Source organism: Leucobacter exalbidus, assembly GCF_017834145.1.
Lineage (GTDB): Bacteria > Actinomycetota > Actinomycetes > Actinomycetales > Microbacteriaceae > Leucobacter > Leucobacter exalbidus.
Genome location: NZ_JAFIDA010000001.1, coordinates 1,317,254 through 1,342,201, shown reverse-complemented (window position 1 = coordinate 1,342,201; position 24,948 = coordinate 1,317,254). Strand labels below are relative to the sequence as shown.

Annotated in this window: 18 protein-coding genes and 3 rRNA genes; 13 read left to right on the top strand and 8 right to left on the bottom strand. The window is 62.6% G+C overall.

Translation table 11 applies throughout. The annotated features are described in order from the left end of the window. Positions 1 to 72: 72 nt before the first annotated feature. From JOF28_RS06070 to JOF28_RS06060, 3 genes are all read left to right on the top strand, one after another. A complete protein-coding gene (locus tag JOF28_RS06070; RefSeq protein WP_209704948.1) occupies positions 73 to 1,239 on the top strand; it encodes an acyl-CoA dehydrogenase family protein in 1,167 nt (388 codons plus the stop codon). Next, a complete protein-coding gene (locus tag JOF28_RS06065) occupies positions 1,236 to 2,027 on the top strand; it encodes an SDR family oxidoreductase (protein WP_209704947.1) in 792 nt (263 codons plus the stop codon). Before JOF28_RS06070 ends, JOF28_RS06065 begins: the two co-directional genes overlap by 4 nt. A 177-nt stretch (positions 2,028 to 2,204) precedes the next feature. After that, the gene (locus JOF28_RS06060; RefSeq protein ID WP_209704946.1) at positions 2,205 to 3,356 is read left to right on the top strand and encodes an acetyl-CoA C-acetyltransferase; all 1,152 of its coding nucleotides are present in this window, start codon (positions 2,205 to 2,207) and stop codon (positions 3,354 to 3,356) included. Positions 3,357 to 3,786: 430 nt separating this feature from the next. On the opposite strand, the gene JOF28_RS06055 is transcribed toward JOF28_RS06060, so the two are convergent. The 4 genes from JOF28_RS06055 to JOF28_RS06040 are packed head-to-tail and all read right to left on the bottom strand — an operon-like array spanning position 3,787 to position 7,269. Then, on the bottom strand, positions 3,787 to 4,881 hold the full coding sequence (locus JOF28_RS06055; RefSeq protein ID WP_209704945.1) for an NAD(P)H-dependent flavin oxidoreductase: 1,095 nt from the start codon (positions 4,879 to 4,881) through the stop codon (positions 3,787 to 3,789). Beyond that, the gene (locus tag JOF28_RS06050) at positions 4,878 to 5,687 is read right to left on the bottom strand and encodes a CoA-transferase subunit beta (protein ID WP_245189887.1); all 810 of its coding nucleotides are present in this window, start codon (positions 5,685 to 5,687) and stop codon (positions 4,878 to 4,880) included. Before JOF28_RS06050 ends, JOF28_RS06055 begins: the two co-directional genes overlap by 4 nt. Beyond that, on the bottom strand, positions 5,684 to 6,505 hold the full coding sequence (locus JOF28_RS06045; RefSeq protein WP_209704944.1) for a CoA transferase subunit A: 822 nt from the start codon (positions 6,503 to 6,505) through the stop codon (positions 5,684 to 5,686). The genes JOF28_RS06050 and JOF28_RS06045 overlap by 4 nt, the downstream gene beginning before the upstream one ends. Then, entirely contained in the window at positions 6,502 to 7,269 is a 768-nt protein-coding gene (locus JOF28_RS06040; protein ID WP_209704943.1) for an enoyl-CoA hydratase family protein, read from the bottom strand. Before JOF28_RS06040 ends, JOF28_RS06045 begins: the two co-directional genes overlap by 4 nt. Positions 7,270 to 7,393: 124 nt before the next feature. On the opposite strand from JOF28_RS06040, the gene JOF28_RS06035 reads away from it, so the two are divergent. From JOF28_RS06035 to tyrS, 3 genes are all read left to right on the top strand, one after another. Next, positions 7,394 to 8,296 carry an SDR family oxidoreductase gene (locus JOF28_RS06035; RefSeq protein WP_209704942.1) on the top strand — a complete coding sequence of 301 codons (903 nt, stop codon included), beginning with the start codon at positions 7,394 to 7,396 and terminating at the stop codon, positions 8,294 to 8,296. Next, positions 8,293 to 9,096 (top strand): MaoC/PaaZ C-terminal domain-containing protein, encoded by an 804-nt coding sequence (locus JOF28_RS06030; RefSeq protein ID WP_209704941.1) that lies wholly within the window; start codon positions 8,293 to 8,295, stop codon positions 9,094 to 9,096. The genes JOF28_RS06035 and JOF28_RS06030 overlap by 4 nt, the downstream gene beginning before the upstream one ends. Before the next feature lie 155 nt (positions 9,097 to 9,251). Beyond that, a complete protein-coding gene (gene tyrS / locus JOF28_RS06025) occupies positions 9,252 to 10,583 on the top strand; it encodes a tyrosine--tRNA ligase (protein WP_245189886.1) in 1,332 nt (443 codons plus the stop codon). A 70-nt stretch (positions 10,584 to 10,653) separates the two neighbouring features. Here the strand turns inward: tyrS and JOF28_RS06020 are convergent, their stop codons facing one another. Then, positions 10,654 to 11,235 (bottom strand): helix-turn-helix domain-containing protein, encoded by a 582-nt coding sequence (locus JOF28_RS06020; RefSeq protein ID WP_209704940.1) that lies wholly within the window; start codon positions 11,233 to 11,235, stop codon positions 10,654 to 10,656. Between the two features lie 126 nt (positions 11,236 to 11,361). Here JOF28_RS06020 and speB point away from each other — a divergent pair, with 126 nt between their 5' ends. From speB to JOF28_RS06005, 3 genes are all read left to right on the top strand, one after another. Then, entirely contained in the window at positions 11,362 to 12,309 is a 948-nt protein-coding gene (speB, locus tag JOF28_RS06015) for an agmatinase (RefSeq protein WP_209704939.1), read from the top strand. A 101-nt stretch (positions 12,310 to 12,410) separates the two neighbouring features. Next, on the top strand, positions 12,411 to 12,875 hold the full coding sequence (locus tag JOF28_RS06010) for a YybH family protein (RefSeq protein WP_209704938.1): 465 nt from the start codon (positions 12,411 to 12,413) through the stop codon (positions 12,873 to 12,875). Then, positions 12,872 to 14,296 carry a purine-cytosine permease family protein gene (locus JOF28_RS06005; RefSeq protein WP_209704937.1) on the top strand — a complete coding sequence of 475 codons (1,425 nt, stop codon included), beginning with the start codon at positions 12,872 to 12,874 and terminating at the stop codon, positions 14,294 to 14,296. Before JOF28_RS06010 ends, JOF28_RS06005 begins: the two co-directional genes overlap by 4 nt. A gap of 52 nt (positions 14,297 to 14,348) precedes the next feature. On the opposite strand, the gene JOF28_RS06000 is transcribed toward JOF28_RS06005, so the two are convergent. Next, positions 14,349 to 15,557 carry an MFS transporter gene (locus tag JOF28_RS06000; protein ID WP_209704936.1) on the bottom strand — a complete coding sequence of 403 codons (1,209 nt, stop codon included), beginning with the start codon at positions 15,555 to 15,557 and terminating at the stop codon, positions 14,349 to 14,351. A gap of 86 nt (positions 15,558 to 15,643) precedes the next feature. Between JOF28_RS06000 and JOF28_RS05995 the strand changes: the two genes are divergently transcribed. The 4 genes from JOF28_RS05995 to rrf all read left to right on the top strand — a co-directional run bounded on the left by JOF28_RS05995 (position 15,644) and on the right by rrf (position 22,938). Continuing rightward, positions 15,644 to 17,086, top strand: a complete 1,443-nt coding sequence (locus tag JOF28_RS05995) for an MFS transporter (protein WP_209704935.1) — start codon at positions 15,644 to 15,646, stop codon at positions 17,084 to 17,086. A gap of 530 nt (positions 17,087 to 17,616) precedes the next feature. Continuing rightward, positions 17,617 to 19,145, top strand: a 16S ribosomal RNA gene (locus tag JOF28_RS05990). A 415-nt stretch (positions 19,146 to 19,560) separates the two neighbouring features. Next, a 23S ribosomal RNA gene (locus JOF28_RS05985) occupies positions 19,561 to 22,671 on the top strand. Between the two features lie 150 nt (positions 22,672 to 22,821). Further along, a 5S ribosomal RNA gene (gene rrf / locus JOF28_RS05980) occupies positions 22,822 to 22,938 on the top strand. The 16S, 23S and 5S rRNA genes sit together here, the layout of an rRNA operon. 182 nt (positions 22,939 to 23,120) lie before the next feature. On the opposite strand, the gene JOF28_RS05975 is transcribed toward rrf, so the two are convergent. Both JOF28_RS05975 and JOF28_RS05970 read right to left on the bottom strand, forming a co-directional pair. Further along, a complete protein-coding gene (locus JOF28_RS05975) occupies positions 23,121 to 23,918 on the bottom strand; it encodes a serine hydrolase (protein WP_209704934.1) in 798 nt (265 codons plus the stop codon). Continuing rightward, a complete protein-coding gene (locus JOF28_RS05970) occupies positions 23,918 to 24,901 on the bottom strand; it encodes a LysR family transcriptional regulator (RefSeq protein ID WP_209704933.1) in 984 nt (327 codons plus the stop codon). The genes JOF28_RS05975 and JOF28_RS05970 overlap by 1 nt, the downstream gene beginning before the upstream one ends. Positions 24,902 to 24,948: the final 47 nt, after the last annotated feature.

The window sequence follows — 24,948 nt, the reverse complement described above, 5'->3', positions numbered from 1 at the left end:
CTTGGTTTAGTTGCTACTATAACCTGAAAAGCCGGTTGAAGACCACCGGTAAACAAACAAGGAGACGATGGCGTGGACTTGACTAGCGACGTCGCGGACGAACAGCTCCGCGCAGAGATCCGCGGTTGGCTCGAGCAGAATCTGACCGGCAAGTTTGCGCACCTGCGTGGGCTCGGCGGCTCGGGCCGCGAGCACGAGGCATTCGAAGAACGCCTCGAATGGAACCAGCACATGGCGAAGGAAGGCTGGAGCTGCGTGGCCTGGCCGAAGGAGTTTGGCGGGCGCGGGCTGTCGCTCGAGCAGCAGGTCATCTTTCATGAGGAATACGCACGATCGGGCGCCCCGGCCCGCGTCAATCACCTCGGTGAAGAGCTGCTCGGCCCGACCCTGATCGAGCTGGGTACCCCCGAGCAGCAGGCGCGGTTTCTGCCCGGCATCGTCGCGGCCACCGAGCTGTGGTGCCAGGGCTATTCAGAGCCCGGCGCGGGGTCAGACCTCGCGGCCGTGAGCACCCGCGCCGAACTCGACGGCGACGCGTGGGTCGTGAACGGGCAGAAGGTATGGACCTCGCTCGCGCAGCAGGCCGACTGGTGCTTCGTCATCGCCCGCACGAGCACCGAGGCGCGTAAACACGACGGCCTCTCCTATCTTCTGGTGCCGATGCACCAGCCGGGCGTCGACGTGCGCCCCATTAACCAGCTCACCGGCACGAGCGAGTTCAACGAGGTGTTCTTCGACAACGCCCGCACCGACGCCGATCTCGTGGTCGGCGAGGTGGGCCAAGGCTGGAAGGTCGCGATGGCGACCCTCGGCTACGAGCGCGGCGTCTCAACGCTCGCTCAGCAGATCGGGTTTCGCAAGGAGCTTGACGCGGTCATCGAGGAAGCCAAGCTCACGGGCGCCGTGCATGATCCGGTGATCCGGGATCGCATTGTGCGTGCCGAGATGGAGCTCGAAACCATTCGCCTGCACGCCCTGCGCACGCTTGGCGGCGCCCAGGGCCTCGACATGTCGACGACGAAACTGCTGTGGGGTCAGTGGCATCGCGCGCTGGGCGAGCTCGCCATGGCGGTCGCGGGCCCCGCAGGCCTGTACGTCGGCGACGATTACGCCCTGTCGCACAGCCAGGCGCTGTACCTATTTAGCCGGTCAGACACCATCTATGGTGGCTCTGACGAGATTCAAAAGAACGTTATCTCCGAGCGGGTGCTCGGACTTCCCCGAGAGGCACGCGCATGATTCCCCGCCCCACCCCCGAGTACGTTTCTGGCCACCAGCTGCTCACCGGCCGCCGCGCGGTGATTACCGCCTCGGCTGGCGCGGGCATTGGCCTCGCCGCCGCGACCCGCTGCCTCGAGGAAGGCGCGGCGTCGGTCGTCATCAGCGACACCCACGAGGGCCGGCTGGCTGCGGCGCACGCCGATCTCGCCGAGCGTTTTGGCCCGGATCGCGTCTTGTCTGCCGTCTGCAACGTCACCCGCGAGGACGACGTTGAGGCGCTGATGGAGCACGCCGAAACCGTGGGCCCCATCGACCTGATGATCAACAACGCGGGGCTCGGCGGCACCGCCCCGATCCTCGAGATGACCGATGATCAGTGGCAGCTCGTGCTCGACGTCACCCTCACGGGCACCTTTCGGTGCGTGCGCGCCGCGGGCCGCCGCATGCGCGCAAGCGGCACCGCCGGCACCATCATCAACAACGCCTCGGTGATTGGGTGGCGTGCCCAAGAGGGGCAGGCCCACTACGCCGCGGCGAAGGCCGGCGTGATGGCGCTCACCAGGTCTGCCGCCGCCGATCTCGCCGAGCACGGTATTCGCGTGAACGCGGTGTCGCCGAGCCTCGCCATGCACCCGTTCCTCGAGAAGGTTACCTCGGCCGAGCTGCTCGAACAGTTGAAGGCGCGCGAAATGTTTGGGCGCGGGGCCGAGCCGTGGGAGATCGCCAATGTGATGGTGTTTCTCGCGAGCGACTACTCCTCCTATATGACGGGCGAGGTCGTGTCGGTGTCGAGCCAGCACGCCTAACTGTTTGCACTGCCGGTCCCGTTGGCGCCGCTGTTCGCGCCACCGTTTGCGCCGCCGTGCGCACCCGTTTTCACAGCCACACCCGTTTTCACCAGCTTGCGCGCCACCTGCCGCGCGGGCGTTCGCCGCTCACCTTGCCGCTGAACGCCGCCATCGAACTGCCACCGAAGGAGTCTCATGACCACCGCATACCTGATTGATGCCGTTCGCAGCCCCGTGGGCAAACGCGGCGGATCCCTCTCGGGGGTACACTCGGCCGACCTCGGCGCCCACGTGCTGCGCGCCCTGATCGAGCGCACCGGCGTCGACCCCGCCAACATTGACGACGTGATCTTTGGCTGCACCGACACGATCGGATCGCAGGCGGGCAACATCGCCCGCTCGGCGCTGCTCGTGGCCGGGTTCCCCGAGCACGTGCCCGGCGTCACCATTGACCGGCAGTGCGGGTCGAGCCAGCAGGCGGTGCACTTTGCGGCACAGGCCGTGATGTCGGGCACCAACGACCTCGTGATCGCGGGCGGCGTGCAGAACATGTCGGCGATTCCCATATCCTCGGCGATGGCGGTGGGCGAACAGTTTGGGTTCACCACCCCGTTCGCCGAGTCACCCGGGTGGAACGAACGCTTCGGCGACCAAGAGATCTCGCAGTTTCGCGCCTCAGAAATGATCGCCGAGCACTGGGATGTGACGCGCGAAGAGATGGAGGCGTTCGCCCTCGAAAGCCACCACCGCGCCATCGCCGCGGCAGACGCCGGCTACTTCGACAACGAAATCGCCCCGTTCAACGGTCTGGCACGCGACGAGGGCCCGCGCCCCGACACGAGCCTCGAGCGCATGGCCAACCTGCAGACCCTCAACCCGGGTGGCCGCATCACCGCGGCCGTTGCCTCACAGATCTCAGACGCCTCGAGCGCCGTGCTCGTTGCCTCTGAAGCGGCGGTGCAGAAGTACGGCTTGAAGTCGCGCGCCCGCATTCACCACATCTCGGTGCGCGGCGCCGACCCCGCCTGGATGCTCACCGCCCCGATCCCCGCCACGAAGTACGCCCTCGAAAAGGCCGGCCTCACGATCGACGACATCGACCTGTTCGAGGTGAACGAGGCATTTGCGTCGGTCGTACTCGCCTGGATGAAGGAGACGGGCGCCGATCACAGCAAGGTGAACGTCAACGGCGGCGGTATTGCGCTCGGTCACCCCATCGGGGCCACCGGTACCCGGCTCATGACGACCCTGCTGAACGAGCTCGAGCGTCGCGGCGGCCGCTACGGCCTGCAGACGATGTGTGAGGGTGGCGGGCTCGCCAACGTCACCATCATCGAGCGCCTCTAACTGGTTGCGGGCCCGAGGCTTTTGGCCCGGGCCCGCGGCGTTCAGCCCGGGGCCCGCGGTATTAGGCCCAGGCCTGCTGCACAGCGACACCGACCAAACCCTGAAAAGACAAGAAGGCTGACCCGCATCGCACGCGATGGGGGCCAGCCTTCTTGCACTCCTCGGCCAGGGTTTCGGCCTCGGCCAGGGTTTCGGTCTCGCACAGGGATCCGGCCCCGGGCTGGGTTTTGGCCCCGATCAGAGATTTGGCCCCGATCAGAGACTTGTCGCCGATTCGGTCTGCGCGACGGTGAATCTCTGATCGGGGCCAACTTTGATCCGGAACCTATCTGGTTTGATCTGGAACCTATCTGGTTTGATCCGGAACCTATCTGGTTTGATCCGGAACCTATCTGGTTTGATCCGGAACCTACCTGGTTTGATCCGGAACCTAGTTGCTGGGTTCCGCAGCCTCAGTGACCACGGTCGCGGCGGCCTCACGCAGCCGCTCGGCCGCCTCGCGCACGATGCGCGAGATGAGCTCGTCGCAGCTGGGCAGATCAGAGATCAGGCCCGCTACTTGGCCCGAGGCCAGCATGCCCGCGCTCAGATCGCCGTCAACGACTCCGGCTTTCAGCAGAATCGGCGTATTGCCGGCCTGCACCATCTGGGACATCGACCGGCCCGAGGCCCGCTTCATCGACACCGCGTCTTTCGCGAACTGCACCCAGTTCATGCCGCTCATACGCTTGAACTCGAGGCCTCGGCGCATCGACCCCGCGAGCCGCGTCACCGCGCTCGTGCTCTCGAGGCCCTCGATGTACTCGGTGCGCAGCAGCCGGTGCGGCATGCCGTCGGCCTTCGTGGTGACGACCGTGCCGTCAAGCCCCGCCTCAAGGTAGCGCTGCTTAATCACATCGGGCACGCTGCTGTCGCTGGTGAGCAAGAAACGGGTGCCCATGCCGATGCCCACCGCGCCGTACGCGAGCGCCGCCGCGAGCCCGCGACCATCGTAGAAACCGCCCGCCGCGATCACCGGCAGATCGACCGCCGCAACCACCGAGGGGATCAGCAGGCTCGTGGGAACAGCGCCCGTGTGGCCGCCGCCCTCGCCGCCCTGAATGATCACGGCATCGACGCCCCACGCCTGCAGTTTCTCGGCGTGGCGCACCGCTCCGATTGACGGAATCACCACAATGCCGGCTTCCTTCAGCTGGTCAATGAGCTCGCGCTTGGGGGCGAGCGCGAAACCCGCCACCGGCACCCCGTACTTCACGAGCAGCTTCACTCGATCGCTCGCGTCGCCAGCATCGGCGCGCATGTTCACGCCGAAGGGGCGATCGGTGCGCGACTTCACCGTAATGATCGCCTGCTCAAGCTCCTGAATGGTCATCGTCGCCGACGCCAAGAACCCGAGCCCGCCAGCCTCGGCGGTGGCCGACACCAGCCGGGGGCCAGAGACCCAGCCCATACCCGTCTGCACAACGGGGTGGTCGACGCCCGTCAGCCGGGTGAGTGCCGTAGAAATCAGTGGGGGAGTGCTCATGGTGTTGGCACCTCTCGTTCGCGCAGGTTTCTCGGGTCGAGTCGATCCCGAATCAGGGTGAGTTCAGTGGCATCTGGTGAGCGCGTCGTCTCGATGCGCTCGGGTAGATGCAGGGCAAAAGACGTCTGCTGCTGCACCTCTGCGAGGGAGACCCCCGGGTGCAGACTGACGAGGGCGACCGTGCCACCGGGGCCCGAGAAATCGAACACCCCCAGATTCGACACGATGCGCCTGAGATCGTGAAAGCGCTCGCCGCCGGAGGTTTGGGGCTGGCCGACACCGGTGATGATGTCGACCCGCTCCACGAAGGTGCGGCGCAGATGACGGGGCACCCAGTAGCTGACGGCGTGCGTCACCGTGTTGGTGGCGGCGGCGCGGGCGCCGAGCAGCTGCTTCACGGGGTGGTCACGCGGGCCGATGGCCGACAGATTCTGGTTGCCGAGCCGATCGATCTGGGCCGCCCCCATCACCACGTGCCGCTTGCCGCCCATCATCAGCTCGAACAGGGCGTGGTAGGGCAGGTAGCCCTCGGGCTCGGTAAACGGCTCGTCGATGGCGGGGGTGTCGGCGAACAGCGTTGATTCGCCGTCGCTGAGCAGCAGTTCGGGGGTATGGGTGAGGCGTGCGAGCCGGGCCCCGAGCGAGGGGATCAGCCCGATGGGGCTCGCCAGGATCTCACCGCTGCCGCGAAACAGGTCACTGATGGCGGCTGCGGCGACCTCGGCGCGGGTGGCGGGTGCGGTGCTCGTGTTGTCGGCGGTGCTCGTGTTGTCGGCGGTGCTCGTGTTGCTTGCGTGATCGGTCATGAGCGTGCTCCCGCTTCGTGCCAGTTGGTGCGCTGCCAGGTGTTAAACGCCTCGGGTGAGGTTGCCGCGGCGACGTAGTCGCGCTGCCGAGCCTCGTCGCGGGGGTAGCTGGGCTCGCAGCTCGTGAAGCCAGCGCCACCCGGTGCCTCGACGACGTAGGTCACCTCGGTGCGGTTGAGCAGCAGCGACTGCACGGGCTTATCACGGGTGAGCTCGGCCGTCGGCACGATCTCTTCGGCGCTGACGATGACGCGCTTCGCTGCGCGCGCGAGCAGGTCATCGAAGTAGGGGGAGAGCCCCAGCAGCTGCGCGTTACCGCGCGCATCGGCGCGGTGCAGATGCAGCAGGGCAAGATCGAGGTGAATCGCGGGCATCGCGAGCAGCACATCACCGTCGTCATACGGCGAGGTGATGGTGCGCAGCCTCGGGTTGCGGGTCACCGCGTCAGAATCAAGGCCGGCGCGGGTGGCCTCGAACGGCAGGTTGCGGCCGGCGGCGCGCAGCCCCGCGACGAGCATCGCTTCATCAAGCTCTTCGGTGTCGACGCGCTGCTGTTCACGAGCGGCGGCAAAGTGGGGGTCGACCGCGATCGTGTCGAGGCTGACAAAGGCGTGCACCACCTTCGTGGCCTGGCCAGTGGCGCACAGCACCCCAACGTCGGGGCCGCCAAAGCTCACCACGGTGAGGTCGCGCACGCCCGAGCGCACCACGGCCGACAGTAGGGCCATCGGCTTACGCCTCGAGCCCCAGCCGCCGATGCCGATGGTCATGCCGTCGCTCAACTGTGAGACGACGCCATCGAGAGTCAGCTGTTTCATGCCGATCGGGTCTCGAGAACTTCGCCGGTGGTGACGAACGCGTCGCGGTGCTCGTCGGCAACGCCGGCGAGGTTGAGCTCGAACGTGAAGCCCTGCTCAAAGCGGTAGCTGCGGTTCACGTCCACGGGGTCAATACCGTTGAGCGCCTCCTTGGCGGCACGAATGACACGGGTGTCTTTCGCCGCGATCTCGCGCGCGAAGACGAGCGTGGCTTCGTCGAGTTCTGCGCGCGGCACCACCTGATGCACGCTGCCGTACGAGTGCAGCTCTTGGGCCGTGATGTTCTGGCTTGTGTAGTACAGGGCGCGCAGCTTGTGCGTGGGCACGAGCCTGGCGAGGTGGGTGGCGGCACCAAGCGCGCCGCGGTCAACCTCGGGAAGACCGAAGTAGGCGTCGTCTGAAGCGATAATGACATCGCTGTTGCCGACGAAACCGACGCCGCCGCCGAGGCAGAAACCCTGCACCGATGAGATTACGGGCACGGCGCACTCGTAGATCGCCTTAAACGATTCGAAGCAGCCGCGGTTGGCAGCGATGAGGGCATCATGCCCCGAGGTGCGCTGCATCTCTTTGATATCGACCCCGGCGTTGAAGCCGCGGCCTTCGGCGCGCAAGATCACGACGCGGGTGTCAGGATCGGTGCTGGCCTCGCGCATGGCGTCTGCGACCCCGAACCAGCCGGCCGTCGGCAGTGCGTTCACCGGCGGGTACGCCATGGTGATCGTACGAATGCCCGGTTCTACGATTTCGCTGCGAATCGTCACGTTGCCCTCTTTCACTTGAACTGCCATTTGATGTACCGCGGATGAATCACTTGATAGCCAAACTAGCAGTTGCTTGGTAGTCTGAAAAGCACTGAAGCGAATTCATCTCAGAGAAGAGGACGAAGTGGCAGGAATTCTCGAAGGTCGCGTAGCAATCGTGACCGGCGCAGGTCGCGGCCTGGGGCGCGAACACGCGCTCGAACTCGCACGACAGGGTGCGTTCGTGGTCGTCAACGATCTCGGCACCTCACTCAACGGCGACGGACTCTCTGAGGGCCCCGCACAAGACGTAGTGAACGAAATCGTCGCCGCCGGGGGCACCGCGACCGCCAACGGCGCCGACATCGCCGACTTTGCGCAGGCCAAAGAACTCGTCGACCAAGCCATCAGCACCTACGGCCGCCTCGACATCTTGGTGAACAACGCCGGTTTCGTGCGCGACCGCATGCTGGTCAACGCCGAAGAAGACGAGTGGAACGCCGTGCTGCGCGTGCACCTCAACGGGCACTTCGCGCCCATGCGTCACGCCGCCGCCTACTGGCGACAGGAAGCCAAAGAGGGGCGCACCCCGGTCGCCCGCGTGATCAACACCTCATCGGGTGCGGGCCTGCAAGGCAGCGTCGGCCAGGCCGCCTACTCGGCAGCCAAGGGCGGCATCGCATCGCTCACGCTCGTGGCCGCACAAGAGCTGGGCCGCTACGGCGTCACCGTCAACGCAATCGCCCCGTCGGCGCGCACGCGCATGACCGAGGGCCCGTTCGCCGAGGCCATGGCCGTGCGCGAAGACGGCTTCGACCACATGCACCCGGGAAATGTGTCGCCGATCGTCGCGTGGCTTGCAAGCGCCGAGGCGACGGTGAGCGGTCGCGTCTTTGAAATTGAGGGCGGCCGCGTGTGCATCGAAGAGGGCTGGAACCACGGCCCGTCGCTCGACCTCGGGCACCGCTGGGATGCGGCCGAGGCTGGCCCGCACATTCGCCAGCTGCTTGAGCAGTCAGTCGCCCCCGAGCCGGTGTACGGCGCATGAGCCTGCACGAATGGGCCGGGCGCTCACTCGGCACGCGCACCGTGAGCTACGACGAGAGCGACGCCATTTTGTATGCGCTCGCGATCGGCGCAAGCGAAGAACAGCTGGATCTCGTGTTCGAGGATCAGCTGCGGGTGCTGCCCACCTTCGCTCTGACGCTCGCACAGTGGGCCCCCGACGCCCTCGCGGTCGAGGGCGTCTTCGATCACCGCTCGATGCACGGCTCGCAAACGCTCGAAGTACATAAGTCGTTGCCGCGCTCGGGTGAAATCACCCTCACCGCCCGCGTGGGCAATATTTGGGATAAGGGCTCTGCCGCGATTTGCGAGGTGGTGATCGACAGCGACTACTTCACCGCAACCTGGTCGATCTTCTGCCCGGGCCACGGCGGCTTCGGCGGGGAGCGTGGCCCGAGCGTCGCGCAGCCCGACGCCGCAGCAGCGAAAGCCGCAGCAACGCCCACCATCACCGAGGTGGCATTCCCCACCTTCGCGACCCAGGCCGCGCTCTACCGGTTGACGGGTGACCGCCACCACATCCACATTGATCCGGCGGCCTCAGCGGCAATCGGCCAGCCCAAGCCCATCTTGCAGGGCATGTGCACGCTCGCGGCGGCGACCCTGCCGCTCGCGCAAGCACTGGGCGCGCACCCCGCAGACCTGCGGTCACTGTCGGGGCGCTTCAGCGGCCCGGTTGTGCCGGGGCAGCAACTCACCATTCGGGTGAGCGACACCGGCGCCTTCGACGCGGTGTACGGCGAGACCACCGTGATCTCGGGCGGAGCGGTCAGCTTCTCATAGGCCGCAGCGCGCGGGGCGATCGGGGGACGATCGCCTCGCGCGGCTGTGATCCGGATCATGGAACCGTTCACCAGCACCGTTCCATTTCGTGCCGGATCGCCACCCGCCCCACAGCTCGGCGTCATTGCGCAGTAAACACGAAACAACGGGATACGATGGGAAGCGTGTCTGCAACCAACGAACGCCACGAGATCATGACCGCCCAGCGCAACGATGACAGCTTCCCCACACTGTGGGATGAGCTTGAATGGCGCGGGCTGGTACACGTATCGACCGACCCTGGAGCGCTCAGTGAGCTGCTCGAGGGTGACCCGTTCACGTATTACTGTGGCTTCGATCCGACCGCGCCCAGTCTGCACCTCGGCAACCTGGTGCAGCTGCTGCTGCTGCGTCGCCTGCAGCTGAAGGGCCACATGCCCCTCGGCCTCGTCGGCGGCTCCACCGGTCTCATCGGCGACCCGCGCCCCACGGCCGAGCGCACGCTGAACAGCCGCGACACCGTCGAAGAATGGGTGTCACGCCTGCAGGCGCAGGTGTCACGCTTCCTGTCAGCCGACGGCGACAACGCGATGCGCCTCGTCAACAACCTCGACTGGACCGCACCGCTGAGCGCCATCGACTTCTTGCGCGAGATTGGCAAGCACTTCCGCGTCGGCACGATGCTGAAGAAGGACGCCGTCGCCGCGCGCCTGAACTCAGAAGCCGGCATCAGCTACACCGAGTTCAGCTACCAGATTCTGCAGGGCTACGACTTCCTCGAGCTCAACCGCCAGTACGGCTGCGTGCTGCAGTCGGGCGGCAGCGATCAGTGGGGCAACCTGATCAGCGGCACCGACCTCATTCGCAAGGTTGAGGGCAAGTCGGCGCACGCGATCGGCACCCCGCTGATCACGAACTCTGACGGCACGAAGTTTGGCAAGAGCGAGGGCAACGCCATCTGGCTTGACCCCGAGATGTGCTCGCCGTTTGCGTTCTACCAGTTCTGGCTCAACCAGGCCGACGCCGACGTGATCGACCGCCTGAAGGTGTTCACCTTCATGTCGCGCGCCGAGATCGCCGAGTACGAGACCCAGGTTGCCGACGAGCCCTTCAAGCGCGCAGCCCAGAAGCGCCTCGCGCTCGAGGTCACCACCCTCGTGCACGGTTCGGTCGCCACCCAGGGTGCGATTGACGCCTCGGGTGCACTGTTTGGCCGGGGCGATCTGACGACGCTCGACGAGTTGACGCTTGCGGGCGCGACCAGTGAGCTGCCGCAGGCCGTGGGCACCCCCGGTGCACAGATTGCGCAGCTGATGGTGGAGGCCGAGCTCGTGACGAGCCTCGGTGAAGCTCGCCGCGCGATCAAGCAGGGCGGCGTCTACATCAACAACGTTGCGGTGACCGCTGAGGACCAAGAGCTGGTCGCGGCCGATCTGCTGCACGGCAAGTACGCGGTGCTGCGCCGCGGCAAGAAGACGCTCGCGGGCGTGACGGCAAAGGCCGACTAATCTTGTAATTCGTTTGACCGTGAAGGGGTGGTGCGCTGCGGCGCACCACCCCTTTGCGTTGTGCCAGCGGCTAGTTTGACCCGCTCCAGGCGGCGGGCGCGAGGATCCACATCACCTCGGCGCCCAGGTCACGCGTCTCCCACGTGTGCGGGGTGCGGCCAGGAAACGTGAGGGTATCGCCCACCGTGAGCGTGGTGCGGCGATCGGTGAACAACAGATCCACCTCACCCGAAATGATGTGAATGCTCTCGACCTCACAGTTCACGGTGTAGAGCTTGGTGCCGCCGCTCGCCCGCGGTGCGAGCGACGACCGCAGCACCTGCACGCGCTGCTCAGAACGCGGGGTGATGAGGCGTTCATCGGCCCCCGTGCCACCCATATTGATCTGCGGAGCATGCTCGAGCTTGATGAGCTGCACATCGGGTTCTTCAAACAGCGACCCGATCGGCAGCGACAACGACTGGCACAGCTGCACCAACGTGGGCACGCTCGGCATCGTGTCGTCGCGCTCAAGGCGACTCACAAACCCCTTGGTGAGCCCCGCGGCCTGCGCGAGCTGCTCAATGGTGAGGCCCTGTGCGAGGCGCGAGGCGCGAATCTTTGCTCCGATACGCACCGGATCGGTGCCCGCGGTGGGGTGTATCGGTCGCATCTGATTCCTCGCGTCTGATTGGTGGTGCCGCGTTGACTGCGGCGATAGAACCAGCCTATAGTGTGATGAAAGTTAACTGACAGTGCCAGTCGGTTTACTAATAGAAAACTTGGAAAGTAGGGAACCGTGTCCGATCACACTCCTCAGGGCCCCATTGATGCGAGCCTCACGCCTCGCTACGCCGGTATCGCCACGTTCGCGAAGCTGCCCCGCATCGAAGACGTGCCGGCCGCAGACATTGCCGTCGTGGGTATTCCCTTCGACACGGGCGTCAGCTTTCGCCCCGGTGCGCGCTTCGGCCCCTCGCACGTGCGCGAGGCCTCACGCCTGCTGCGCCCGTACAACCCGGCGCAAGATGTTTCGCCGTTCGCGCTGAAGCAGGTCGTTGACGCCGGCGACATCGTGGCCAACCCCTTCAACCTCGAAGAAGCGGTCAACCAGATCGATGCGGCGGCGACCGAACTGGGCGAAGCCGTCGACAAGATCGTCACCATCGGCGGCGACCACACGATCGCACTGCCGCTGCTGCGCGCCATCAACAAGAAGCACGGCCCCGTCGCCGTGCTCCACTTTGACGCACACCTCGACACCTGGGACACCTACTTCGGTGCACCGATGACGCACGGCACCCCGTTCCGCCGCGCCTCAGAAGAGGGCCTCATCGACCTCACCGCCAGCATGCACGGCGGCACCCGCGGCCCCCTCTACGGCAAGGAAGACCTCGAAGACGACGCACGCCTCGGCTTCGAAATCGTCACCACCGAGTTCATCGAAGAGAACGGCGTCCCCGCCGCCCTCGAGAAGATTCGCGCCCGCGTCGGTGACAAGCCGCTCTACATTTCCATCGACATCGATGTGCTTGATCCGGCGCACGCCCCCGGCACCGGCACCCCCGAGGCCGGCGGACTCACCAGCCGCGAGATGCTGCGCATCATTCGCGGCCTCGCCGATCTCAACATCGTGGGAGCCGACGTCGTCGAGGTTGCCCCGGCCTACGACCACGCGCAGATCACGGCCGTGGCCGCAAGCCACGTCGTGTACGAGCTCGTGAGCGCCATGTCGGCACGCGACTAACCACACCTGCAACGGCGGCGGCAACAGAATTTTGGTTGCCGCCGCCGTTTCGTTGTATTGACCTACGGCTCGGCCCCACGAGCCCCAAAGGAGCACCCCCTGTGTTGACCCCCACCGAGGCACAAGTCCTCACCGCTGCCGACGCGATCGTTGCGGCGTTTTCGCGCACCGACACCGACGCCTACTTCGCAGGCTTTGCCCCCGAGGCAAGCTTCGTGTTTCACCCCGAAACCGCACGCCTGAACTCGCGTGCCGAATACGAGACGCTGTGGGCAAGCTGGTTGGCCGACGGCTGGCGCGTCACCGCGTGCACCTCGACCGACCGCCTCGTGCAGGTCTTCCCCGGGGGCGCGGTGTTCAGCCACACCGTGCACACCAGTGTCGATACCTCGGCCGGCCCCGAATCATACGTTGAGCGCGAAAGTATCATCTTCCGCTCGGTCGCAAACGCGGTCGCAAGCACGGTCGCGAGCGCGGCAGCGGGCACCGAGGCCGGCGCAGTTGCCGACGGCGCGCTGATCGCGATCCACGAGCACCTCTCCACCGTTCCCGAGGTGAGCTCATGACCAGCCCAGCAACGATGGCCGTCAACCTCGACGGCCACGATGAATCAGCGGGCCCGGTACGCGGTTCGCAGGGAGTGATCCGGATCGGCATGATCTGGCTCGCCGCCAACCTCGTGGTCACTACTTTGCTCACCGGCACCCTGTTTGTGCCCGCCGTATCGTTTGGCACCGCGAGTGCCATGATCGTCACCGGCACGCTCATCGGGGTGCTCGTGCTGGTGCTCGTGGGCAACATGGGCACCCGCACGGGGCTCCCCACGATGGCCCTCACCCGCGGATCATTTGGCATTCGCGGCAGCCTCTTGCCCGCGGCCGCCAACCTCATCATCTTGATGGGGTGGAGCTGGGTGCAGGCAATGCTCGCCGGCGTCACCGTCAACTTCCTCGTGCACGACGCCACCGGGTACTCGAACCCGGCACTGTTCTCGGCGATCTGCCAGGGCATCGTGGTCGTGCTCGCGATCTTCGGGCACACCGGCATCTCGCGCGTTGAGCCGTGGCTCGCGCTGCTGATTTTGGTCGTGATGGGCACCGTGTTTGCGGCCGCGTTTGGGGCATTCAGCCCGAGCGAATTCGCGAATCTGCCCGTCGACCCCGAGCTGGGCGGCTCAGCGTTCATTACCCTCGACATGGTGATCGCCACCGCAATCTCGTGGACCGTGCTCTCGGCCGACATGAACCGGCACGCCAAATCGAGCACCGCCGGCATCGTCGGATCGAGCATCGGTTACACGCTCTCCACCTGCATCGCGATGTTCCTGGGACTCGTCGCCTTCAGCGCCGTGATCCTCGAGGGGAACGACGCCATCGCCTTCGACCCCTCGGTGATCGTGGGCCAGTTTGGGTGGCCGCTGGGCATTGTGATCTTCCTCTCGGTGATGGCCACCAACACCATGGTCGTGTTCGGCATGGTCACCTCGGTCGTGAACGCGCAGTCAAAGCTGCGTCTCAAGTTCTTGCCCACCGCGCTCGTGCTCGGTGTGATTTCGATCATCGGCTCGACCTTCCTGGGGCTCTTGAACCAGTTCACCGACTTCTTGTTCATCATCAGCGCGTTCTTCGTGCCGGTGTTCGCGATCATGATCGCCGACTACTACCTGCTGAAGCGCAGGGGGTACTCGCGCATGATTCTGCACGAGCGGCGCGAAAGCCGGTACTGGTATCTCGCCGGAGTGAACTGGGTCGCCATCTTCGTGTGGATCGTGGGCGCGACGCTGTCGTACCTGTGGGCATACGTGGTGCCCAGCCCGATCGGCGCAAACATTCCGGCGTTCATCGTGAGCTTCGCGCTGTACCTCGGCCTGATGTTTGCGCTCGGGGGAGTGAAGCGCCTCGGCCTGCGCGACGCCCGCGACGCCGACGCCACCGGGCATTTGCTCGATGACGCCGATAGCACGGCCGCGCTGCGGGTGGGCGGCTAGCCACGCTGCTTGTGTTGGCTTGCTAACTAGTACCCGGGGCCCCGCAGCTATCTCAGCTGCGGGGCCCCGATGCGTTTCGCCCAGGGCCAGCTGCTGGTTCGCGCGAGCTGAAGGTGAGCACCGCGGCGACCACCACGATCAGCATGAGTGCCGCGATCGTCAGCTGCCAGCCCAGCTGTGCCAGGAGCAGCCCGGCAGCCCAGCCGATGAGACTCGAACCCAGGTAGTACGCCAGGCTGTATCCGGCCGATGCCTCGGCGGCGAGGCCGCGCGCCACCAGCGGAGTCCACGATGTGAGCGCCGCATGCGCGGCGAAGAACCCGGCGGTGTGCAGCACCAGGCCTGCGATGATCACCGACGCGTTCGAGGACAGCGTGAGAGCCAGGCCCACAAACATGGCGGCCTGGGAAAGCATCGTCGCGCGTTTGAACCCCAAACGCTGCACGAGCGACCCCGCCCGCGCAGCAGCGAAGGTGCCCGCAAGGTATGTGAAGTACAAGAGCGAGACCGCGGTCGCCGAGAATGCAAATGGTGCAGCCTCAAGCCGAAACCCGAGGTAGTTGTAGAGCGCCACAAAGACGCCCATGAGCAAGAACGGCTGCAGGTACATCAGCAGCAACGGCCCGCTGAGATAGGTGCGCGCCAGCCGTGACAGGAAGCCCTGCATTGACCGTTCGTTGGTCGAAGGCGTTCGGCGGGGAGCGAGCGTGATGAACAAGACGGCCGCGGTGAGCCCACCGAGGGCAACGACAAGCAGAGCCGTGCGCCAGCCAAACAGTTCAGACAAGGGGCCCGACACCACTCGGCCGAGCAGCCCACCCACCGTGGTGCCCGCTACGTAGACACCAGCGGCAGGGGCCGTGTCTGCCGCATCGACCTGCTCAGCCAAGTACGCCACGGCGACCGCGGGCACCGCAGCCAGCAAGAACCCTTCGATCGCGCGGCCGGTCAAGAAAAGCGCAAACGTGGGAGCAAACGGTATCGCGCAACCGATCAACGCTGATCCGGCAATCGCAATTGAGATGGTGCGGGCCCGCCCGATGCGGGCCGCGACCACCGCCCAGGGGAGTACGCCGAGGGCCAGCGCCCCGGTAGCCACCGAAATGCACAGGGCAGCGGTGTCTGGTGAGACCTGGGCCGACCTGGCGATGATGGGCAGCACGCTTTGCGGGGCGTAGAGCTGGGCGAAGGTCGCGATCCCGGCGCAGAACAGTGCGATCAGAAGCTTGCGGTACCCAGGCCGCGCGGCCGCGCGGCTCATTCGTGCGGTCCCGGGTTCATGCTTGCGAGTCTAATCTGTGGCCGGATCCCCGGTTTCAAGAACAGCGCCGGGCTATGGTTGCAGCTATGGCAAATGATGATGCGATAAGGCGACGACTCGCCCGCGAATCCCCGCACCGCGCCATCATCGTGGTGCTGTTGACGATGGGTTTGTGTGCATCGTTCCTCTTTACGCTTGTCGTGCCTATTCAGTCGCGGCTTCCTGAGCTATTGGACTCGACCCGCGATGACACCGCTTGGGTGCTCACCGCGACTCTGCTGGCGGCAGCGATCATCACCCCTATTTCGGGGCGCCTCGGCGACATGTACGGCAAGCGGCGCGTGATTCTTGCGCTATTGCTCGTGACGCTAGTTGGTTCGCTCATCATCGCATTGAGCTCGGACGTCGTCATCGTCATTGCGGGCCGTGCGCTTCAAGGCGCGATGTCGGGTGTGATTCCTCTCGGGATCTCGGTAATGCGCGACATCTTGCCAGCAAACAAGGTGGACTCCGCCGTAGCAACGATGAGTTCGACGCTCGGAGTTGGTTCAGCCATTGGCCTCCCAGTGAGCGCGCTGATCACCGAATACGCTGACTGGCACGCCCTATTTTGGATGACGACGGTGTTGTGCGCCATGGCCTTTGGCCTCGTGCTGTGGATCGTGCCAGTGAGCGTGCTGCGCACAGCGGGTCGGTTCGACTATCTGGGCGCAATCGGCTTGGCTGCCGCACTCCTGTGTCTCCTCCTCGCTATCTCTCGCGGCGACTCGTGGGGATGGCTTAGCCCGACCACGATTCTCACCGGTCTGGGGGGTTTAGTCATTGCTGTGCTCTGGGGCTGGTACCAGCTGCGCACGAAGGATCCATTACTTGACTTGCGGGTAGCCGCTCGCCGGCCGGTGTTGCTCACGAACCTCGCCTCTGTCGCTCTCGGCTTCTCGTTGTTCGCATCAAACGTTGTCTACCCGCAGATGCTCGAGCAGCCTGCCGGTGATGGCGTCGGATTCGGGCTCTCCCTTTTCATTGCGAGCCTCATCATCATGCCCTCAGGAATCTGCATGCTGCTACTGTCGCCCGTCGCGGGACGCCTTGCTGGCATCATCGGCCCGAAGTCCCTATTGATGATGGGTGCGACCGCGTTGATCGTCGCCTACGGCTTCTCAATCTTCTTCCACGGTGCAGTCTGGCAACTGCTTATCGCAAACCTGCTCATCGGTGTTGGTATCGGCTTCGGCTATTCGTCGATGCCGATGCTCATCATGCGATCGGTGCCGCAGCACGAGACCGGCGCTTCGAACGGTCTTAACGCTCTCTTCCGGTCGCTCGGCACGAGCACCGCGGCGGCTGTCATGGGTGCGGTACTTGCGGCTTCGAGCGCGTCGAGCTCCTCTGGAATGCCCTCGGGCAGTGGGTATCAGCTGTCGTTCTTGCTCGGTATTCTTGCCGCGATTATCGCCCTCGGCCTCGCGGCCTTCATTCCGCGCAAGCCGTACGCCGAACGCCACCCGTCGATGCCCGAAAAGGAATAGGGCCTCAGGCACGCTCCGCGTGACCGCTCAGCTGCACCGGGCGCATTTCCGAGATGTGGCGGGTAACGGGCTTGGCGTCTGGGCAGATCGGTAGAGCCTAGGCAGCAGGCCTCAAAGCTGACATTTGGCGTAAACCCGCGGTTTACCGGGCAGACACGCCCGCGATAGTGGCGCGAGTTGCCCTCACCCCCGCATCTGCGTATTGTTATCTCTTGTCGCTGCAACGCTGCCGGGCCGGAACAACAGTCCGGCTCATTAGCTTGCGCAAATACTTACCAGAAAGTGTGGTAAGTTAGACAGGTTGCTCTTCGGAAGGCCTTTGGCTGGTACGGGGAGTGTCTGGTCCTTGAGAACTCAATAGTGTGCACTTAAATTGTCAAATGCCAATTTATTTAAACCCTTCCCGATCTTCGGATTGGTGGGGTTGTTTTGGACAAATTATATGAACGTCAGTAATGATGTTCGTTTTTGTCAGGTTGAACTCGTTCTGCTGGGAAGCTTTTTCCGTTTTCTGGTGGGGCATGTAATTTTTTACGGAGAGTTTGATCCTGGCTCAGGACGAACGCTGGCGGCGTGCTTAACACATGCAAGTCGAACGCTGAAGCCCCAGCTTGCTGGGGTGGATGAGTGGCGAACGGGTGAGTAACACGTGAGTAACCTGCCCATCACTCTGGGATAAGCACTGGAAACGGTGTCTAATACTGGATATGCACAGCGGCCGCATGGTCAGTTGTGGGAAAGATTTATCGGTGATGGATGGACTCGCGGCCTATCAGCTTGTTGGTGAGGTAATGGCTCACCAAGGCGACGACGGGTAGCCGGCCTGAGAGGGTGATCGGCCACACTGGGACTGAGACACGGCCCAGACTCCTACGGGAGGCAGCAGTGGGGAATATTGCACAATGGGCGCAAGCCTGATGCAGCAACGCCGCGTGAGGGATGAAGGCCTTCGGGTTGTAAACCTCTTTTAGTAGGGAAGAAGCGAAAGTGACGGTACCTGCAGAAAAAGCACCGGCTAACTACGTGCCAGCAGCCGCGGTAATACGTAGGGTGCAAGCGTTGTCCGGAATTATTGGGCGTAAAGAGCTCGTAGGCGGCTTGTCGCGTCTGCTGTGAAAACCCGAGGCTCAACCTCGGGCTTGCAGTGGGTACGGGCAGGCTAGAGTGCGGTAGGGGAGATTGGAATTCCTGGTGTAGCGGTGGAATGCGCAGATATCAGGAGGAACACCGATGGCGAAGGCAGATCTCTGGGCCGCTACTGACGCTGAGGAGCGAAAGCATGGGGAGCGAACAGGATTAGATACCCTGGTAGTCCATGCCGTAAACGTTGGGAACTAGATGTAGGGCCTGTTCCACGGGTTCTGTGTCGTAGCTAACGCATTAAGTTCCCCGCCTGGGGAGTACGGCCGCAAGGCTAAAACTCAAAGGAATTGACGGGGGCCCGCACAAGCGGCGGAGCATGCGGATTAATTCGATGCAACGCGAAGAACCTTACCAAGGCTTGACATGTAGAAGAACGGGCGAGAGATCGTCAACTCTTTGGACACTTCTATACAGGTGGTGCATGGTTGTCGTCAGCTCGTGTCGTGAGATGTTCGGTTAAGTCCGGCAACGAGCGCAACCCTCGTCCTATGTTGCCAGCACGTTATGGTGGGAACTCATGGGATACTGCCGTGGTCAACACGGAGGAAGGTGGGGATGACGTCAAATCATCATGCCCCTTATGTCTTGGGCTTCACGCATGCTACAATGGCCGGTACAATGGGCTGCGATACCGCGAGGTGGAGCGAATCCCAAAAAGCCGGTCTCAGTTCGGATTGGGGTCTGCAACTCGACCCCATGAAGTCGGAGTCGCTAGTAATCGCAGATCAGCAACGCTGCGGTGAATACGTTCCCGGGCCTTGTACACACCGCCCGTCAAGTCATGAAAGTCGGTAACACCCGAAGCCGGTGGCCTAACCAACTTAGTTGGAGGGAGCTGTCGAAGGTGGGACTGGTGATTAGGACTAAGTCGTAACAAGGTAGCCGTACCGGAAGGTGCGGCTGGATCACCTCCTTTCTAAGGAGCACTCAACAACATTGTTGTTGCAGAATGTTCAGAACATCACCGTACGTGTGGTGCTGAACGCTCATGGGTGGAACATTCGACAAAACAAGTTTTGCTAGATCGTCGCAGTAAGTACATCGAGTCCGTTTACGGGTTTGGTTGGAACAGTGGGGCGTGATGGTGGGTTGTTACTAGGTGCATACTATTGGGTCCTGAAGGCCCAGCCGGCCACACTTTCGGGTGTGGGTGTTTGGTTTCTTCGGGCCCGCCTTTGTCGCACTTGTTGGTGGCGTGGGTGGGATCGACCGTACGTTGAGAACTACACAGTGGACGCGAGCATCTAACAACAACCTACGGGTTGTTGTTGATACTAAATTTTTTTCATTGGTCGCATTATTTATAATGTGATTTTCTGATACTTATGTGATTTCAAATCTTTAAGAGCAAACGGTGGATGCCTTGGCATCTGGAGCCGAAGAAGGACGTAGTAATCTGCGATAAGCCTCGGGGAGCCGATAAACGGGCTGTGATTCGAGGATTTCCGAATGGGGAAACCCCGCCAGGGCACTTGTGTACCTGGTGACTCCCGCCTGAATATATAGGGCGGGTAGAGGGAACGGGGGGAAGTGAAACATCTCAGTACCCCCAGGAAGAGAAAACAACAGTGATTCCGGTAGTAGTGGCGAGCGAACCCGGATGAGGCTAAACCGGTCATGTGTGATACCCGGCAGGGGTTGCATGGTCGGGGTTGTGGGACTTGTTGGATGGGTCTGCCGGCCTGTCAACGTGAGAGTGAAGCTATAGGAGAACGACTTGGAATGGTCGACCGGAGTGGGTGAGAGTCCCGTATCCGAAATGGTTTTACCGCGTGATGAGTATCCCAAGTAGCACGGGGCCCGAGAAATCCCGTGTGAATCTGTCAGGACCACCTGATAAGCCTAAATACTTCCAGATGACCGATAGCGGACTAGTACCGTGAGGGAAAGGTGAAAAGTACCCCGGGAGGGGAGTGAAATAGTACCTGAAACCGTTTGCTTACAATCCGTCGGAGCTAGCTTGTTCTAGTGACGGCGTGCCTTTTGAAGAATGAGCCTGCGAGTTAGCGATATGTGGCGAGGTTAACCCGTGTGGGGTAGCCGTAGCGAAAGCGAGTCTGAATAGGGCGATTCAGTCGCATGTCCTAGACCCGAAGCGAAGTGATCTATCCATGGCCAGGTTGAAGCGCGTGTAAGAGCGCGTGGAGGACCGAACCCACTTAGGTTGAAAACTGAGGGGATGAGCTGTGGATAGGGGTGAAAGGCCAATCAAACTTCGTGATAGCTGGTTCTCTCCGAAATGCATTTAGGTGCAGCGTTGCGTGTTTCTTGCCGGAGGTAGAGCTACTGGATGGCCGATGGGCCCGAAAAGGTTACTGACGTCAGCTAAACTCCGAATGCCGGTAAGTGAGAGCGCAGCAGTGAGACTGTGGGGGATAAGCTTCATAGTCGAGAGGGAAACAACCCAGATCACCATCTAAGGTCCCAAAGCGCGTGCTAAGTGGAAAAGGATGTGGAGTTGCTGTGACAACCAGGAGGTTGGCTTAGAAGCAGCCACCCTTGAAAGAGTGCGTAATAGCTCACTGGTCAAGTGATTCCGCGCCGACAATGTAACGGGGCTCAAGCACGCCACCGAAGTTGTGGCATTTAACGTATAGACAAGCCTTTTGTGGTTCAGTCCGTTGGATGGGTAGGAGAGCGTCGTGTGGCCATTGAAGCGGCGGTGTGAACCAGCCGTGGAGGCTACACGAGTGAGAATGCAGGCATGAGTAGCGAAAGACGGGTGAGAAACCCGTCCTCCGGAAGACCAAGGGTTCCAGGGTCAAGCTAATCTTCCCTGGGTAAGTCGGGACCTAAGGCGAGGCCGACAGGCGTAGTCGATGGACAACGGGTTGATATTCCCGTACCGGCGGTAAACCGTCAAAGGCCTAACGAGTAGTGCTAAGCAAACCTAAGCTTGCATGGATCCTTCGGGTGATGTGTGGGTGGTGGCTGCGAACCCAAAGCTCGGGTGGTGAGCGTGAGGTGTGACGCAGGAAGGTAGCCTGTGCCGGGCGATGGTTGTCCCGGTGTAAGTATGTAGCCTGTTCCTTATTAATAGTTTGGGACATGAAGGGTGAGATACGATGCGGACCCTTTGGGGGAAGCAGGTGATCCTATGCTGCCTAGAAAAGCATCGACGTGAGGTTTGCTGTTGCCCGTACCCCAAACCGACTCAGGTGGTCAGGTAGAGAATACTCAGGAGATCGAGATAATCATGGTGAAGGAACTCGGCAAAATGCCCCCGTAACTTCGGGAGAAGGGGGGCCATCCGCTTATTAGACTTTACGTTGAAAGGGTGTGGTGGCCGCAGAGACCAGTGGGGAACGACTGTTTACTAAAAACACAGGTCCGTGCTAACACGCAAGTGGATGTATACGGACTGACGCCTGCCCGGTGCTGGAAGGTTAAGAGGAGAGGTTAGGACCTTTGGGTTCGAAGCTTTGAATTTAAGCCCCAGTAAACGGCGGTGGTAACTATAACCATCCTAAGGTAGCGAAATTCCTTGTCGGGTAAGTTCCGACCTGCACGAATGGCGTAACGATTCCCCAGCTGTCTCCACCGTGAACTCGGCGAAATTGCAATACGAGTAAAGATGCTCGTTACGCGCAGAAGGACGGAAAGACCCCGTGACCTTTACTACAGCTTGGTATTGGTGTTCGGTGTGGCCTGTGTAGGATAGGTGGGAGACTGTGAAGCTGTGACGCTAGTTATGGTGGAGTCGTTGTTGAAATACCACTCTGGTCATATTGGATATCTAACTATGGACCCTGATCGGGTTCTGGGACAGTGCCTGGTGGGTAGTTTAACTGGGGCGGTTGCCTCCTAAAGAGTAACGGAGGCGCCCAAAGGTTCCCTCAGCCTGGTTGGTAATCAGGTGGCGAGTGTAAGTGCACAAGGGAGCTTGACTGTGAGACTGACAGGTCGAGCAGGGACGAAAGTCGGGACTAGTGATCCGGCAGTGGCTTGTGGAAGCGCTGTCGCTCAACGGATAAAAGGTACCTCGGGGATAACAGGCTGATCTTGCCCAAGAGTCCATATCGACGGCATGGTTTGGCACCTCGATGTCGGCTCGTCGCATCCTGGGGCTGGAGTTGGTCCCAAGGGTTGGGCTGTTCGCCCATTAAAGCGGTACGCGAGCTGGGTTTAGAACGTCGTGAGACAGTTCGGTCCCTATCCTCTGCGCGCGTTGGAAATTTGAGAGGATCTGACCCTAGTACGAGAGGACCGGGTTGGACAGACCTCTGGTGTGCCAGTTGTTCTGCCAAGGGCATGGCTGGTTGGCTACGTTTGGGATGGATAACCGCTGAAAGCATCTAAGCGGGAAGCCGGCCTCGAGATGAGATTTCCGTACACCATTTGGTGTGTGAGGCTCCCAGTAGATTACTGGGTTGATAGGCCAGATGTGGAAGCCCGGTAACGGGTGGAGCTGACTGGTACTAATAAGCCGATGGTTTGATTTCTTCCTAACACTTTGTGTTGGGCATAAGATCTGATTTTTGTGTAACGATTGTTCGCGTCTACTTTGTGGTTCCCAACGGACGGCCACACCCCCAAATCAAGGACACCGATGGTGTTCTCGGGTTTGGGTGTGGTTTGTGTGTTGATAGAGTTACGGTGGTTATAGCATCAGGGAAACGCCCGGTCACATTCCGAACCCGGAAGCTAAGACTGATTGCGCCGATGGTACTGCACTCGGGAGGGTGTGGGAGAGTAGGTCACCGCCGGACACCTTTTCAATGAAGGGGTCGTTAGGATGTTCACGATTGAGTGAGCGTGTCCTGACGGCCCCTTTGTTTTACCTATCGCTACCATAGATGGTACAAGAGCCCGGGGTGGGTGATTCGGTTCACGGTGCGTGCAACGTGCGGTGTAGCCGGACCCGCTCCACGAGCGCGACCGCGACCTGTCGCTATAAGTACTCAGCGATAAACGACCCGATGCCGCGCATCTGATTCAGCACCTCATCGCGGCCGTCTTCGCCCGGTTGCCAGTTCGCGATCACGGCGTAGGCGATCCGGCGCTTGCTGCTCATCACCAGCCCGGCATCGGCACGCACGCTCGAGATCGTGCCCGTCTTGTTCCAGAGCCAAACGTCGCGATCGAACTGGTAATGCGCGAGCGGATCAAGGTTGAACGCCGACGCCACCATGGACAGGTCGGTGCCGGCTCCGAGCCAGCGCTGCAACGTATCTGCAGACGCCTGCGATAAATCGGTGCCCAGCGCGGTGCGGGTGACAAATCGCACGAGCTCGGCGGCGTTCGCATGCGACAGCGTGGGCGATGCCCCGGTCGGAATGGGCCAGCGCACTACATCGTCGAGACCCGAAGCTTCGTACCCGAGCGCGCGCGTATGCGCCTGCACCGCGGGGAGGCCGAGGACGCGGCACAGCGTATTGGTGGCGGCGTTATCGCTGGATGCCCCAATCAGGGCAGCGACGTCGTACAGCGTGAGCGAATCCTGCTGGAGGAGGTGCCAGATCCCCGACTCATCCATGTGCTCCACCGGTCGCCTCGTGACCCGATCTTCAAGCGACCGAGTACCAGCGTCGGCCTCAGCGAGCAGCCGATGGAGGAGAAAGATCTTGCCCATGCTGGCGGTATCGACCACCTGCTCGGGGCTATGCGCGAGCAGCACCTCACCCGAGTCGATGTCGGTCACCAGCACCGACCACCGGGTACCCAAGTTTGTGGTGAGTGGGACGTTCATTAGGCTCCTGTCGGGGTGGCGGTCGGAATCGAAGTCGAGGGCGCGTGGTTGTGGAGTTGCTGCAACGCGGCCACAAGATCTGCCACCTCTTCGACGGGCGCGCGGGGCGAGATGAGCGCCGTCACCGATCGCGATAGCTGCAGCTCGGGGACGTCAATCACAACAACATCGGGGGAGAGCTCGGAAATCGGGCCGAGTGCAACGCGGGGGATAAATGCGCCAGCAAAGCCGAGTGACACCAGCCGCAGCGAGACCGTGAAGTCATCGGCGCGGGCGACGACCTGTGGCTGTAACCGGTGCGCGGTGAACAGTCGCTCGATCACCTCGCTGTCGCTCGAGCCTGGGTGATGCATCACCCAGGGGCGGTTCTGCAGTGACGCTAGCCCCATGGCAAGCGAATGTACGCCCGCACCCTGAAGCGGGTGATGCACTTCCCACGCGCGCGGCACGACCAGCAGGTAGGGATCGGTGCCAATCGCCACGCTCTGCAGCGCAGCCGGCCAGTGCAGCTCAGTGCCGTCGACGAGATACACGACCGAGACGTCGACGTCTTCGCCATCGACCAGCGCCTTCACACTGAGTGACGGGTCGCGCACGCTGAGCTTCACCCGTGCGGGCTCGCCCATCCTGTTTCCCTGCGTTGCGAGGTAGGGGGCCAGCGGGGACACCAAGCTTGGGTAGACGCTGATTCGTAGCGGAGGGAGGCGGGAAGCATCGAGTTCTGAGGGCAGTCGAACCGCCTCCTCGATCGCGTCGAGCTCGGTAAGTACGGACTGAGCTCGCGTCGCCATTACCCGGGCGGCGTGCGTGGGGATGGCATTGCGTGCACCGCGATCGAAGAGCGTGACCCCCACGCTCTGTTCGAGCGCCGCAATTTGCTGGGACACCGCCGAGGGAGTGTACCCGAGCCGATTGGCGGCGGCCGCGAAAGAGCCCTGTTCAAGTACGACGAGAAGCGTGCGCAAATGCGAGGGGTTCAGCACAACCGCTCCTTCCCGCTGCTCACCTTTAAGCAACAGCATTGCTAATG

What these genes read in the sequence shown, in the direction of transcription:
- JOF28_RS06000 (WP_209704936.1), bottom strand. Translation starts at nt 15,557, where the DNA reads ATGAGCCGCGCGGCCGCGCGGCCTGGGTACCGCAAGCTTCTGATCGCA.
- JOF28_RS06020 (WP_209704940.1), bottom strand. Translation starts at nt 11,235, where the DNA reads ATGCGACCGATACACCCCACCGCGGGCACCGATCCGGTGCGTATCGGA.
- JOF28_RS06050 (WP_245189887.1), bottom strand. Translation starts at nt 5,687, where the DNA reads ATGACCGATCACGCAAGCAACACGAGCACCGCCGACAACACGAGCACC.
- JOF28_RS05975 (WP_209704934.1), bottom strand. Translation starts at nt 23,918, where the DNA reads ATGAACGTCCCACTCACCACAAACTTGGGTACCCGGTGGTCGGTGCTG.
- JOF28_RS06065 (WP_209704947.1), top strand. Translation starts at nt 1,236, where the DNA reads ATGATTCCCCGCCCCACCCCCGAGTACGTTTCTGGCCACCAGCTGCTC.
- JOF28_RS06055 (WP_209704945.1), bottom strand. Translation starts at nt 4,881, where the DNA reads ATGAGCACTCCCCCACTGATTTCTACGGCACTCACCCGGCTGACGGGC.
- JOF28_RS06005 (WP_209704937.1), top strand. Translation starts at nt 12,872, where the DNA reads ATGACCAGCCCAGCAACGATGGCCGTCAACCTCGACGGCCACGATGAA.
- JOF28_RS06060 (WP_209704946.1), top strand. Translation starts at nt 2,205, where the DNA reads ATGACCACCGCATACCTGATTGATGCCGTTCGCAGCCCCGTGGGCAAA.
- JOF28_RS06045 (WP_209704944.1), bottom strand. Translation starts at nt 6,505, where the DNA reads ATGAAACAGCTGACTCTCGATGGCGTCGTCTCACAGTTGAGCGACGGC.
- JOF28_RS06030 (WP_209704941.1), top strand. Translation starts at nt 8,293, where the DNA reads ATGAGCCTGCACGAATGGGCCGGGCGCTCACTCGGCACGCGCACCGTG.
- JOF28_RS05995 (WP_209704935.1), top strand. Translation starts at nt 15,644, where the DNA reads ATGGCAAATGATGATGCGATAAGGCGACGACTCGCCCGCGAATCCCCG.
- tyrS (WP_245189886.1), top strand. Translation starts at nt 9,252, where the DNA reads ATGGGAAGCGTGTCTGCAACCAACGAACGCCACGAGATCATGACCGCC.